This window comes from Flavobacteriales bacterium, from assembly GCA_016779935.1.
Taxonomy (GTDB): domain Bacteria; phylum Bacteroidota; class Bacteroidia; order Flavobacteriales; family UBA7312.
This window is the reverse complement of record JADHMQ010000001.1, coordinates 42,543-55,081: the sequence shown is the minus strand read 5'-3', so window position 1 is coordinate 55,081 and position 12,539 is coordinate 42,543. Positions and strand designations below refer to the sequence as shown.

Genomic DNA, 12,539 nt, shown 5'->3' with positions numbered 1-12,539 from the left:
TACGATATGAAAAAACATAAGCCAGCAGATAATATACAAGACATTCAATATTTTGGAGAATATGGCGGTGTAAACCCTTCCATAGCCGACTCGTCAACATTTACATACATGGCAGGTAAAACTATGGAGATGGTATTTGGCGGAGAAAGAGAAGGATGCTACCTCTACTCTAGACACATGAATCCTAGCACAGGCTATTTGGCTGAAGCCATCGCTCAAATGGAAAACACTGAAGCTGCTCATGTTTCTGCCTCTGGAATGGGTTCTATTAGCTCAACTATTCTACAGATATGTAAATCAGGAGATCATATTATCAGTAGTAGAACAATTTATGGAGGGACATATGCATTCATGAAAAATTTTCTTCCAAAACTTCAAATTAGCACCTCTTTTGTAGACACAACAAATCTTGACGCTGTACAGTCTGCTATTACTAAAAACACAAAAATCATTTACTGCGAAACGGTAAGCAATCCATTACTAGAGGTATCTGACATTAAACAATTAGCAGAAATAGCCAGAAAAAATAATCTAAAACTTGTAGTTGACAACACTTTCACCCCTTTAGTGTTTTCACCTAAAGAACTAGGAGCAGACATCGTTATACATTCATTAACAAAATTTATCAATGGTGCTAGTGACACATTGGGTGGAATCATTTGTTCTGATAAAGAGTTTATCGGACAATTAATTGATGTAAATGACGGAGCTGCAATGCTCTTAGGCCCTACTATGGATGCTATAAGAGCTAACGGAATTTTAAAGAATCTACGAACACTACCTGTAAGAATAAAACAGCATAGCTTTAACGCAAGTTATCTAGCACAAAAATTTCAAGAACTTGGCTTAAAAGTTCATTACCCAGGTCTTAAAAATCATCCGCAACATGAGTTGATGAAAAAAAGCATGAATCAAGAATTTGGTTTTGGCGGCATGTTGGTTTTGGATGTTGACACTATGGAAAATGCCTATAAGTTAATGGAAGAAATGCAAATTGAAAACATTGGATATTTAGCCGTTAGTCTAGGTTTTTATAAAACTCTATTCTCTGCTCCAGGCGCAAGTACATCATCTGAAATTCCAGAAGACGAACAAGATGAAATGGGTATTTCACAAGGAATGATTCGTATGTCTATTGGTCTTGACAATGACATAGAAAGAACGCTGGAAAAGATGACAAACTGCTTGAAAAAAACCAAAATTCTCTCTTAAGAGATATTTTAGAGTTGTTTCCTAAGGATTACTATATTTACACAAATAAACTCCTATCATGAAACAGCAATCATTTGTTAGTGCATTAACACCTATTATTTTTCTCATTGGACTGCTGTCATATAACGTCTTTCTGTATGGCGATAATGCCTTAGGGGGCGCTAACCAATTAGCACTCTTATTAGCGGCTTCATTAGCTGCAATTATTGGCGTAAGAAATGGCTTTAAATGGAAAGAAATCCTTAACGGAGTTAGTAAAAGTATAGCATCCACTACACCAGCAATATTGATTTTACTACTTATTGGCTCCTTGGCAGGAACTTGGTTAATCAGTGGTATTGTTCCGACAATGATATACTATGGTTTACAAATCATAAGTCCAAAAATATTTCTTTTTGCTGCATGTGTAATTTGTGCTATTGTATCTCTTGCATCCGGAAGCTCATGGTCAACAATAGCGACCGTAGGAATTGCACTGTTAGGTATAGGAAACGCCTTAGATATTTCTGAAGGCTTAGTGGCTGGCGCTATTATTTCTGGCGCTTACTTTGGCGATAAAATGTCTCCCCTTTCAGACACTACAAACCTAGCACCTGCAATGGCGGGAACAGACTTAATCACACATATTCGCTACATGATGTATACTACTGTTCCAACCTTTATCATTACTCTAATCATATTTTTAATTATAGGACTTTCATTTGAAAATGACCAAAACATCGATAGTGTAAACAGTTTACTTTCAGCAATAGAAAACCGATTTGTAATAAGTCCATGGCTTTTCCTAGTACCAATTGGAGTGCTTATTTTAATATTCAAAAAAGTACCTGCTTTACCCTCACTATTAGCCGGCACTTTATTAGGAGGTATTTTTGCTATTATCTTTCAGCCACAATTAATTATTGAGCTTTCAGGAATTGAAGGAAATTTCATTCAATCAAGTTATACAACCGTTATAAATGCAATGGGTGGAGAAACGACAATAGAAACATCTAACGTTGTAATAAATGACCTACTATCAACTGGAGGTATGTATGGTATGCTAAATACTATTTGGCTAATCATATGTGCAATGTGTTTTGGTGGAGTGATGGAATCAACAGGAAAACTTCAAAAAATCAGCAGATCAATTATACAGTATGCTGAAAATACTGGCTCTGTGATAGCTACTACTGCTTGTACGTGTATATTTTTCAATCTTACTGCAAGTGACCAATATTTAAGCATTGTAGTTCCTGGAAGAATGTACGCCGACACTTTCAAAGAAAAAGGCTTAGCTCCAGAAAATTTAAGTAGAACTTTAGAAGATAGTGCTACGGTAACTTCAGTACTTATTCCGTGGAATACATGTGGTGCAACACAATCTGCAATATTAGGCGTAGCTACATTAAGTTATTTGCCATATTGTTTCTTTAATATTATAAGTCCGCTAATGACCATAACCTATGGCTATTTAGGACTAAAAATCAAACGTTTAAAATGAGATTAGCTCTTATTGGAACAACATATCCTTTCAGAGGTGGAATAGCAGCATTCAACGAACGCTTGGCTAAAGAGTTAATTCAAAATGGACATGATTTAACTTTATATACTTTTACCGTTCAATACCCTAGCTTTCTATTTCCTGGAAAAACACAATACTCAACTGATAATCCACCAAAAAACTTAACCATTCACAGATGTGTTAACTCTATCAATCCCCTAAATTGGATAAGTGTTGGAAATGAAATTAAAAAGAAAAAATACGATATTGTCATTATTCCCTTTTGGCTACCATTAATGGGGCCGTCGCTTGGTACTTTGGCGCGAATCATTAAGAAGAATAAGCACTCTAAAATCTTAAGTATTGCACATAATATCATTCCTCACGAATCTCGACTTGGTGATAAATGGCTAACAAAATATTTCACAAATCATGTTGATGGATTCTTGGCTATGACGAAAAATGTTATGAAAGATTTAGAATCTTTCAATACAATTTGCCCAAAAGTGTTGTCGCCACACCCTATCTACGATAACTTTGGTGAAAGCATTGACAGAAATAAAGCCCTAAAACATTTAAAACTTGATAATTCTTACAGTTATATGCTCTTCTTCGGTCTTATTAGAGACTACAAAGGACTCGACCTTTTACTAGAAGCTTTTGCTGAGATTAAAAACAAAAAGATTAAAGTTATTATTGCTGGCGAATATTACTCCGATAAAGCACCTTATAAAGAACTTATTCATAACCTTAAATTAGAAGAGAAAATAATTGAAGTTGACAAGTTTATTCCCGATTCTGAAGTAAACTATTACTTTAGTGCTTGTGACATTGTTGTACAACCTTACAAGTCTGCTACTCAAAGTGGAGTTACTCAAATTGCTTACCATTTTGATAAACCTATGATAGTAACGGATGTTGGCGGACTTAAAGAGATGTGCCCAGATGGTAAAGTAGGATATGTAGTGCCTCCTAAATCAGATAAAATAAAAGATGCTATTTTGAAGTTCTATGAGTCAACGGATAAAAAGAAGATGATAGAAAATATCAAAGAAGAAAAGAAAAATTACAGTTGGTCGAATTTCACAAATGTTCTTTTTTCTTTAATTGATAAAGTGAAAAATTAATTATGAAAAATAGAGAAGTAATAACCAACAGTATTTCTAATTCTATTAGTGTAAAAAATAGTATCCTTAATGATGAGTCTATGATTTATCAGATAATAGATATTTCATCGTTAATTCAAAAATCATTTGAAAACGGATGTAAACTTTTACTATGTGGAAATGGTGGAAGTGCTGCTGACGCACAGCATTTAGCCGCAGAATTTTCAGGAAGATACTATATTGATAGAGAGCCCCTTCACGCCGAAGCTTTACATACTGACACCTCATTTATGACGGCTGTTGCTAATGATTACTCTTTCGATAATGTATACTCAAGACTCGTAAAAGGCATTGGTAAAAAAGGCGATATACTTATAGGTTTATCCACCTCAGGAAACTCTCAGAACATTGTAAATGCACTCAAACAGGCTAGAGAATCGGGATTAACAACTATTGGCTTTACGGGCGAAAATGGTGGGATAATTAATCAATACTGTGATGTTCTTGTTAAAGTACCTTCATCTGACACCCCAAGAATTCAAGAATCGCACTTGATGATTGGCCATGCCATCTGTGAATTAGTAGAAAAAAATCTGTTTTCATAAGTCTACTATGATTGATTTTATATCAAAAATAGATAATGATTGGACTTTATTTCTAGATAGAGATGGTGTCATTAATAAAAAACTTGAAGGCGATTATGTCAAAACAATTGATGAATTTGAGTTTTTACCCAATTCACTTGAAGCGATAGTAGGCTTTTCCAAATATTTTCACAAAATTATTGTGGTAACAAATCAGCAAGGAATTAGTAAGCAATTAATGACAGAGAATGATTTATCTAAAGTTCACAATCACTTATTGAAAGAAGTAGAAAATCTTAATGGAAAAATTGATGCTATTTACCACGCCCCACAACTTGAATCTGAAAACTCTAAAATGAGAAAACCTAATACGGGCATGGCATACTTAGCTAAAAAGGAATTCCCCTCAATTGATTTTTCGAAAAGCATAATGGTAGGAGATTCAATTAGCGATATGGAATTTGCAGAAAATGTTGGAATTAGAGGTCTATTTATAGGCAAAAGTAACAACTACTACTGCTTAAATAATCTAAATGAGTTATACCTTAAAATTAAGGAACAAAACTTATAATTCTTCTTCTATATGGTATTGATTTCTATCATGAGCATTTCTAGAAATCATCTCGCCTACAAAACCTGCTAGAAAAAGCTGAAGTCCCATTATCATGGATGTCAGGGCAATATAGAAACTACTTTTATCTGCAATGTTAGTAGCATTTATTTCAAAGTACATATAATAGAGCTTCTGCCCTCCTATGTAAGAAAACAATATAAAACCCAAAATGAACATTAAGGTTCCAAGAACACCGAAAAAGTGCATTGGTTTTTTTCCAAATCTAGAAACAAAGGTAACCGTCATTAAATCTAAAAAACCATTTATAAAACGTTCTAAACCAAACTTAGTAACGCCATATTTTCTAGATTGATGTTCGACTACTTTTTCAGCAATTTTTGGAAAACCTGCTCTTTTGGCTAGAATAGGTATATAACGATGCATCTCGCCATATACTTCAATATTTTTAACTACCGCTCTCCTATAAGATTTTAATCCACAATTAAAGTCGTGTAAATAGATTCCTGAAGCTTTACGTGCTGCCCAGTTATATAATTTTGTTGGTACTGTTTTTGTAATTGGGTCATAGCGTTTTTTCTTCCAACCAGACACTAAATCATTTCCAAGTTCTACAATCATACTGTATAGTTCAGGAATTTCTTCTGGACTATCTTGTAAATCAGCATCCATGGTAATAACCACATCACCTTCTACCCTTTCAAATGCAATATTAAGAGCAGCAGACTTTCCATAATTTCTTCTGAACTTTACACCTTTTATGGAAGGATTCTCTTCTCTGATTTTTTGAATGATATTCCATGAGTCATCCGTACTTCCATCGTCAACAATAATAACTTCATAACTAAAGTCATTTGCTTGCATAACCCTATCAATCCAAGAACACAGTTCTGGAAGAGATTCAGATTCATTATAAGATGGAACTACTATGGAAATATTCATTTATTCAGAAATTTCAATGGGTTTATCTTTTTTTACAAATGCAGCAATTATCAAAGAAAATATAATGTGGAATAAAATACTGTAAAAGAATGCAGAAGCTAAATTAGAAATAGAATATATATCTTCTTTTTCTGTCTGCTCAATTAAAGTCTCCATAATGCCATACATAGCGTTTGACTCAGGCAGTTCATCTAATTGAACAACCATCTTTTCAATGGTAGCATCTTTAAGCATTATTGCAAATTCTGGATCAATGAAGTTAAATAGTAAAATGGTGAAAAAGGTGCTTATAAATGCTCCTGCCACTATACTTCCAATGGTAACTGTAAATGTTTCCTTGAATGACAAATACCCACCGACAAGCTTTTTATATCGTATTACAAAAAAGAAAAGCAAACAATAAGGTAGGATTGGCTTAATAATCGACCAGCTTTCATTAAGGTGAAAATCGACACCCATGACGTATGCAAAAACGGTTAGGAAAATATATAGTGCACCAATTTTTAGTCCACTGCTAAGGATGTAATCTTTCATATCATTAGTATAAGAAGTCCAGGCAAATATAGTCAAATTTTTAAGCCGCTTTTTTTAGCCTAAAGTAATGGATAAACATTGCAATTAACATATATTTGCATTGGGCAAGTCTTACACAACCAGCTCCTGCTGAACTCCCCCAGGATCGGAAGGTAGCAAGGGTAGGTGGTTGAGCGGTGTGATGTAAGTAGCTTGCCCTTTTTTTATTACCTTTACCTTAAAACCTATTACTTTTCCTAAAAATGAAATTTTTTATTGATACGGCAAACCTTCACGACATCAAATCAGCACAAGAACTAGGCATTCTCAATGGTGTTACAACTAACCCTTCTCTAATGGCAAAAGAAGGCATCAAGGGAAAAGAAAATATTTTAAAACATTACAAAGACATCTGTGATATTGTTGATGGTGATGTAAGTGCTGAAGTCATTGCAACTGACTATGAGGGAATGATTAAAGAAGGTCAAGAATTGGCTATGCTAGACCCTCAAATTGTCATTAAAATTCCAATGATTGAGGAGGGAATTAAAGCTATTCGATACTTTTCTGATAAAGGAATAAAAACAAATTGTACACTAATATTTTCTGTTGGTCAAGCCTTAATTGCAGCACAGGCAGGTGCAACTTATGTCTCCCCTTTTATTGGAAGGCTGGACGATAGTGGTGAAGATGGAATTAATATTGTTGCCGATATTGTAGAAATGTTTAAAGTCCAAAAATATAACACTCAAGTACTGGCGGCTTCAATACGAAATAAAAAACATATTGAAGATTGTGCAATAGTTGGGGCAGATGTAGTAACTGCTCCTTTAAATGCCATTAAAGGTTTAATTCCTCACCCATTGACTGAAGTTGGCTTAAAAAAGTTTCTTGCTGACCATTCTGCAAATAATTCATAATGCTAGTATCTATTCATCCTGACAATCCAAATCCTAGAGGTATAGCTCAAGTTGTTGAGTGTCTAAAGGACGGTGGCGTAATAATATACCCTACTGACACTATTTATGGAATTGGCTGCGATATCTTCCAACAGAAGGCGGTAGAACGTATTGCAAAAATCAAAAATATAGATTTGAAAAAACAAAACTTTTCCTTTATCTGTTCAAGTTTAAGTCAGTTATCAGACTACAGCTTGCCTATTAATAGAAATGTATATAAAGGTATGAGAAGAGCTCTTCCTGGCCCTTACACCTTTATTTTGAAAGCAAATAATAGTGTTCCAAAATTATTCAAAAGCAAAAAGAAAACTGTTGGAATACGAATTCCAAATCATAGTATCCCACCATTATTAGTTGAGAAAATTGGTAACCCAATACTAACAAGTTCTGTGCATGACGAAGACACTATTATAGAGTACAGCACTGATCCAGAATTAATTTACGAACGCTATAAAGATAAGGTTGACATAGTTATTGATGGCGGAATTGGCTCTTTAGTGCCTTCAACAGTAATAGATTGTTCAAATGGAAACATGGAACTAATACGCCAAGGCTTGGGCAAAATCGATGATTTATTTTAATAATTCTTTATGAATTTCTAATACTTGAGGTATCACAAGTGTAACTCCATCATTATCAATAATAAAATCAGAAAGTGAAGCTTTCTTATCCTCCTCCCATTGCTTGCTCATTCTTGATTCTATGTGTTCAACAGATACCGAATCCCTATTTGTTAGTCGCTCAATACGTTTTTCTTTAGGGCATTTTACACAGATTATGGCATCCATTCCTATATCAGTACCACTTTCAAAAAGAATAGCTGCTTCCTTAATCACATATTCAGAGGATTGTTGAACACACCAGTCATCAAAATAGTTCAATACAACAGGATGTACTAGAGCATTTAATTTCATAAGAACACCTTCATCTTTAAAGGCTAATTCAGAAAGGTATTTTTTATTTAACTGATTATCACTGTAAGTATCTCTTCCAAATGCATTGATAAGTTTACTCTTGAGAATTTCGTCTTCAAGCATAAGGCGTTTGGCTTCATCATCGGCATAAAATACAGGTACACCTAAAGTTCTGAATACATATGAAACTGTAGTCTTTCCACTTCCGATATTACCTGTTAAGCCTATTTTTTTCATTTTATTTTTTAATGAGAAAATATTCAACTTTAGAGGGGAAAATACGAACATTTTCAACAAAATCTGCTTGTCTGATTAGACTTACTGATTGTCGCTTAAAATCTTTATCAAATAAAACTTGAGTGGCAAACATATCCGGCTTCACTAAGTCAAACTTATCCAAAGAAATCAAATAATTTACTGTTACTTCATCAGGAAATAATTTTATCTCATACCCTTTAGGGATATTTTTAATTTCAATTGGTAACTTTATTTCACCTTCAGTAAATTGTTCTACTTTTAATTCCCATTTGATTTTTTTAGCAGAATAATTTATCTCAGAATGATTCAATGACTGAATTTCTATTTCTCCAACTTTATTATTGTCAATATTTTCTAGCGACAGCAACTCTGTATTTATTTCGTCAAACACCTCAACAACTGCTTTTGGCCCTGATATAACAACAGTAGATGGCTCTAGTTTTACGGCTTCTTTTTGTCTGAATAAATCTTTAAATGAAAAATTAGATTTAAGTTTTACAGGAACAACTCTTTCCGCTTTTTCATCAAGTAATAAATCAATTCGATTTGGTTGGATATGCAATAATTGCATACTGGTAGGGATTACTTCTTGAATTTGAGAGATGGACTGCTCTCCCAACAAAAAATAATTCCAATAACTTCCCTTTTTCTTTGGAATAAATGAGGAGACAGAAAGTGGCAGTTCTCTGCTAAAGCTTAATCTATGTGCTAAGATTGTAAATCCAGGTGCACTAACCTGAAGGTGTAAATCTACCTCCTTCTCATTAATGAGCAGCTTATCATCAGGTAAATCAACAAAATCAGCTTTATAATGTACAGTAGTTGTGTAATCTTTTGATAAAACTGTAAGTATCCAAAACAGTGTAGATAGTGTCAATAAAAAAGCGAAAACAGGAAGATGTCTTCTTTCTATTTTCAGCAGTAAAAACAACTGATTTAGTACAAATGTGAGTTTACTCAACATAAAAAGGGATTAGAACCCTAACAACACTAGTCTTTGGTTTGAGACAAATCTGCAGAAACACACGTTTTTTCGAACTTCAAAATAGTACCGTTTGAAACATCAATTTTGACTGTTTTCTCCGACATTTCTACTATTTTTCCGTGAAGACCACCTGTAGTAACAACCTTGTCACCTTTTTTCATTTCTTCTCTAAACTTTCTTTCTTGCTTCTGCTTTTTAACTTGAGGTCTAATCATAAAAAACCAGAACACACCAAAAACAAGTACAAAGAAAATTAATGGGTTACCGCTTGATTCTGCTTGTAAAAATATTGTTATTAAAGTCATTATTTTGAGATTACTTCAGAAGTGATGTTTAACACCTTTCTGCTTGGGTTAGTATTAGCTGTTAGAGTAACTGCTTTATTTTGTTTTCCTGATCTTCCTGAACTATTAAACGTAACATCAATTGAGCCTGACTCTCCTGGTGCTATAGGGTCTCTAGGCCAATCTGGCACAGTGCATCCACAAGAGCCTTTGGCACTTGAAATAATTAATGGTGCATCTCCTGAATTAGTAAATGTAAACGAATAAGATACTTTTTCACCATCGATTAACTGACCAAAATCATGAAGCTCTTTGTTAAATGAAAAATTTGGTCCAGACTGTTTTTCAGAAGAAGATTCAGCAGTATTTGTATTCATTACTAAGTTCGAAGAAAGCGTTGGCTTTACAGCTGTTTCTTCTGATTGAACTACTGTTGTTTCCTCTGCGTCAACTTTTTTAGCCATATCACCGCATGAGGCGAAGACAAAACATACTGCTGGTAAGATAATTAGTCTGTACATAAAATATAAATTTAGTTAAGGCAAAAATAATAATTATTCTATAAGCCCTCTACCTGTTTTTTTGATTAAGCCTTTTCGCTTTAACTCAATGTGTAAATTATCGAGAATACCATTCACAAAATTCTTGCTGTTAGGTGTACTGTAATATTTAGCTAATTCTAAATATTCGTTAATACTTACTTTAACAGGAATTTGTGGCATTTTCAGTAATTCAGTAAGGGCCATTTGCATTAAAATTAAGTCCATCAAAGCTACCCTATCAATCTCCCAGTTTTTAGTTTTGGAGGATATCAAGTCAGTATACTCATCGGAATGAATTATTGAAAACCTCAATAAGTCTAATGCAAACTCTTTTTCTTCTTTATTGTTGAATAAATCTAACAAAGAAATGTTTGTATCAGATGACTCTTTTATTGTTTTTACAATCATACTTGAGACGAAAGGCAAATCATCATCCCAATAGATATGCTGTTCATTAAGAAAATCTTGAAGAGCAGATACTTCAATTATATGCTTGCTAAACAACTTCAGCATAAACTTCTTATCAACCTCAAATCCTATTTCTTCTGAAGCCATATACTCTTCAAATAAAGACGTTTTAATAACTTCTAAATAAATCGCTTTTATAAGAGAACGACTGTCTGAAAAAGACAACTTCAATTCATTTGCTTTACTCATCAATGAAGTATCATCTTTAATCTTCTGAATAAATAGGTTGTCTATAAATTTAGTTTTCGGGTTTAAATCCTCATCAGATGGCAATTTCTTTTTCTTAGCATCTTCTTGAAAGTCTTCGGCAAAATCACGAATCTCTACAAGAATAAGCAACAAAAGAATGTATAATTCCTCTACCTTTTCAAGTGATTTAAGAAATTGCTTTTCAATTTTAACAATATCAGTATCCTTGGATTTGTGCCAAGAATATACGAACTGCAAAACACGAATTCTTAAATGTCTTCGATTTAACATAAAATTATTTTAAGCTAGTTTTTAGCTTGTTGGATTCTTTCATTTGCTAGCTTCAACGCTGCTGCATTTGTAGTAATATTCTCTTCCTCTGCCCTAACAAATATCTCTAGAGTTGTGTCATATATTTTTCTAGTTTTTTCAAGAGCTTTTTCTCTGTCATAGTCGTTAAGCTCTGAATATACATTTATTAAACCTCCAGCATTAATTAAAAAGTCAGGTGCATAAAGTATGTCCTTTTCCTTCAAGATATTTGCATGTTTATTTTCGTCTTTTAATTGATTATTGGCAGCACCGGCAATTATTTCACATTTCAACTTTTCTATTGTAATGTCATTAACAGTTGCTCCCAATGCACATGGCGAGTAGATATCCATATCAATGTCATAAACACTTTCACCATCAACAATATCAGTATTGTAAAGTTCAGAAACTTTTTTTACGTTTTCCTTATTAATGTCATTAATAATCACTTTAGCTCCCTCTTCAGAAAGGTGTTTCACAAGGTTTTCACCGACATGACCAACACCCTGAACAACTACCTTTTTGTCTTTTAAATCATCACTCCCCCATTTGTATTTGGCAGAAGCTTTCATTCCCATATATACACCGTATGCAGTAACTGGTGAAGGGTCTCCACTCCCTCCCATTTCGACTGGAATTCCAGTTACAAAATCGGTTTCCATTTTCACAAATTTCATGTCCTCGGCACTCATACCTACATCCTCAGCAGTAATGTATTTACCACCAATACTATTTACAAACTGTCCAAACTTTCTCATAAGTGCTTCAGATTTCAGCTTTTTGGCATCGCCAATAATAACAGCTTTACCTCCTCCAAGATTCAAACCCGTTATTGCCGCTTTAAAAGTCATCCCTCTAGATAATCTTAGCACATCTATTAAAGCATCCACTTCATTATCGTAGTGCCACATTCTAGTTCCACCAAGTGCTGGGCCTAAAGTAGTATCGTGAATAGCAATAATTGCTTTCAAACCAGTTTCTTTATCGTTACAGAATACCAATTGTTCATGATTCATAGAATCCATCATCTCAAGTACCTGAAAACTTTGACTTGAATCTTTAGCATTTTTAAGCTCAAACATAGATTTTGATTTTACTAACATAATTAGATAAGAAAGTTAATTAACTTTGTAACCCAATTTATCCTAAAAAAAGATAAAATTTTGAGTTCGCAAATCTACAATTTTATTTATGTTATTTAAATTAACGTCTTCTAT

At 33.6% G+C, this 12,539-nt stretch carries 15 protein-coding genes and 1 other RNA gene; 8 read left to right on the top strand and 8 right to left on the bottom strand.

Features of this window, described 5'->3' with window-relative positions; genetic code table 11:
• Positions 1-6 precede the first annotated feature (6 nt).
• Genes ISP73_00310 through ISP73_00290 form a run of 5 tightly spaced genes read left to right on the top strand, consistent with a single transcriptional unit; the run spans position 7 to position 4,956 of the window.
• Positions 7-1,212, top strand: coding sequence for an aminotransferase class I/II-fold pyridoxal phosphate-dependent enzyme (locus tag ISP73_00310; GenBank protein ID MBL6657030.1), 1,206 nt, complete (start codon positions 7-9; stop codon positions 1,210-1,212).
• A gap of 58 nt (positions 1,213-1,270) precedes the next feature.
• On the top strand, positions 1,271-2,695 hold the full coding sequence (gene nhaC / locus ISP73_00305) for a Na+/H+ antiporter NhaC (GenBank protein MBL6657029.1): 1,425 nt from the start codon (positions 1,271-1,273) through the stop codon (positions 2,693-2,695).
• On the top strand, positions 2,692-3,822 hold the full coding sequence (locus ISP73_00300; protein ID MBL6657028.1) for a glycosyltransferase: 1,131 nt from the start codon (positions 2,692-2,694) through the stop codon (positions 3,820-3,822). Before nhaC ends, ISP73_00300 begins: the two co-directional genes overlap by 4 nt.
• A gap of 2 nt (positions 3,823-3,824) precedes the next feature.
• On the top strand, positions 3,825-4,406 hold the full coding sequence (locus tag ISP73_00295; GenBank protein MBL6657027.1) for a D-sedoheptulose 7-phosphate isomerase: 582 nt from the start codon (positions 3,825-3,827) through the stop codon (positions 4,404-4,406).
• A 7-nt stretch (positions 4,407-4,413) separates the two neighbouring features.
• Positions 4,414-4,956 (top strand): HAD family hydrolase, encoded by a 543-nt coding sequence (locus tag ISP73_00290; protein ID MBL6657026.1) that lies wholly within the window; start codon positions 4,414-4,416, stop codon positions 4,954-4,956.
• Here the strand turns inward: ISP73_00290 and ISP73_00285 are convergent.
• Both ISP73_00285 and ISP73_00280 read right to left on the bottom strand, forming a co-directional pair.
• Complete coding sequence (locus ISP73_00285; protein MBL6657025.1) at positions 4,951-5,898, bottom strand: glycosyltransferase family 2 protein; 948 nt, start codon at positions 5,896-5,898, stop codon at positions 4,951-4,953. The genes ISP73_00290 and ISP73_00285 overlap by 6 nt on opposite strands.
• Positions 5,899-6,468: a DUF4199 domain-containing protein gene (locus ISP73_00280; GenBank protein MBL6657024.1), complete on the bottom strand. Its 570-nt coding sequence runs from the start codon at positions 6,466-6,468 to the stop codon at positions 5,899-5,901.
• Positions 6,469-6,534: 66 nt separating this feature from the next.
• Here ISP73_00280 and ffs point away from each other — a divergent pair.
• The 3 genes from ffs to ISP73_00265 all read left to right on the top strand — a co-directional run bounded on the left by ffs (position 6,535) and on the right by ISP73_00265 (position 7,951).
• An RNA gene (gene ffs, locus ISP73_00275) (signal recognition particle sRNA small type) lies at positions 6,535-6,633 on the top strand.
• A 41-nt stretch (positions 6,634-6,674) separates the two neighbouring features.
• Positions 6,675-7,331 (top strand): fructose-6-phosphate aldolase, encoded by a 657-nt coding sequence (gene fsa, locus ISP73_00270; GenBank protein ID MBL6657023.1) that lies wholly within the window; start codon positions 6,675-6,677, stop codon positions 7,329-7,331.
• Positions 7,331-7,951 (top strand): threonylcarbamoyl-AMP synthase, encoded by a 621-nt coding sequence (locus ISP73_00265; GenBank protein ID MBL6657022.1) that lies wholly within the window; start codon positions 7,331-7,333, stop codon positions 7,949-7,951. The genes fsa and ISP73_00265 overlap by 1 nt, the downstream gene beginning before the upstream one ends.
• On the opposite strand, the gene ISP73_00260 is transcribed toward ISP73_00265, so the two are convergent.
• The 6 genes from ISP73_00260 to ISP73_00235 are packed head-to-tail and all read right to left on the bottom strand — an operon-like array spanning position 7,943 to position 12,404.
• Complete coding sequence (locus ISP73_00260) at positions 7,943-8,521, bottom strand: dephospho-CoA kinase (protein ID MBL6657021.1); 579 nt, start codon at positions 8,519-8,521, stop codon at positions 7,943-7,945. The two genes, ISP73_00265 and ISP73_00260, sit on opposite strands and share 9 nt — an antisense overlap.
• Position 8,522: 1 nt before the next feature.
• Complete coding sequence (locus ISP73_00255; protein ID MBL6657020.1) at positions 8,523-9,503, bottom strand: hypothetical protein; 981 nt, start codon at positions 9,501-9,503, stop codon at positions 8,523-8,525.
• 29 nt (positions 9,504-9,532) lie between these two features.
• Entirely contained in the window at positions 9,533-9,832 is a 300-nt protein-coding gene (gene yajC / locus ISP73_00250; protein ID MBL6657019.1) for a preprotein translocase subunit YajC, read from the bottom strand.
• Positions 9,832-10,332, bottom strand: a complete 501-nt coding sequence (locus tag ISP73_00245; GenBank protein ID MBL6657018.1) for a DUF1573 domain-containing protein — start codon at positions 10,330-10,332, stop codon at positions 9,832-9,834. The genes yajC and ISP73_00245 overlap by 1 nt, the downstream gene beginning before the upstream one ends.
• A 33-nt stretch (positions 10,333-10,365) precedes the next feature.
• Entirely contained in the window at positions 10,366-11,301 is a 936-nt protein-coding gene (nusB, locus tag ISP73_00240; protein ID MBL6657017.1) for a transcription antitermination factor NusB, read from the bottom strand.
• Between the two features lie 14 nt (positions 11,302-11,315).
• On the bottom strand, positions 11,316-12,404 hold the full coding sequence (locus ISP73_00235; protein MBL6657016.1) for a Glu/Leu/Phe/Val dehydrogenase: 1,089 nt from the start codon (positions 12,402-12,404) through the stop codon (positions 11,316-11,318).
• Between the last annotated feature and the right edge of the window lie 135 nt (positions 12,405-12,539).

Excerpts from the sequence above, each read along its gene's own strand:
- ISP73_00310 (MBL6657030.1), top strand. The coding sequence starts at position 7 with ATGAAAAAACATAAGCCAGCAGATAATATACAAGACATTCAATATTTT.
- nhaC (MBL6657029.1), top strand. The coding sequence starts at position 1,271 with ATGAAACAGCAATCATTTGTTAGTGCATTAACACCTATTATTTTTCTC.
- ISP73_00300 (MBL6657028.1), top strand. The coding sequence starts at position 2,692 with ATGAGATTAGCTCTTATTGGAACAACATATCCTTTCAGAGGTGGAATA.
- ISP73_00295 (MBL6657027.1), top strand. The coding sequence starts at position 3,825 with ATGAAAAATAGAGAAGTAATAACCAACAGTATTTCTAATTCTATTAGT.
- ISP73_00290 (MBL6657026.1), top strand. The coding sequence starts at position 4,414 with ATGATTGATTTTATATCAAAAATAGATAATGATTGGACTTTATTTCTA.
- ISP73_00285 (MBL6657025.1), bottom strand. The coding sequence starts at position 5,898 with ATGAATATTTCCATAGTAGTTCCATCTTATAATGAATCTGAATCTCTT.
- fsa (MBL6657023.1), top strand. The coding sequence starts at position 6,675 with ATGAAATTTTTTATTGATACGGCAAACCTTCACGACATCAAATCAGCA.
- ISP73_00265 (MBL6657022.1), top strand. The coding sequence starts at position 7,331 with ATGCTAGTATCTATTCATCCTGACAATCCAAATCCTAGAGGTATAGCT.
- ISP73_00260 (MBL6657021.1), bottom strand. The coding sequence starts at position 8,521 with ATGAAAAAAATAGGCTTAACAGGTAATATCGGAAGTGGAAAGACTACA.
- yajC (MBL6657019.1), bottom strand. The coding sequence starts at position 9,832 with ATGACTTTAATAACAATATTTTTACAAGCAGAATCAAGCGGTAACCCA.
- ISP73_00245 (MBL6657018.1), bottom strand. The coding sequence starts at position 10,332 with ATGTACAGACTAATTATCTTACCAGCAGTATGTTTTGTCTTCGCCTCA.
- nusB (MBL6657017.1), bottom strand. The coding sequence starts at position 11,301 with ATGTTAAATCGAAGACATTTAAGAATTCGTGTTTTGCAGTTCGTATAT.
- ISP73_00235 (MBL6657016.1), bottom strand. The coding sequence starts at position 12,404 with ATGTTTGAGCTTAAAAATGCTAAAGATTCAAGTCAAAGTTTTCAGGTA.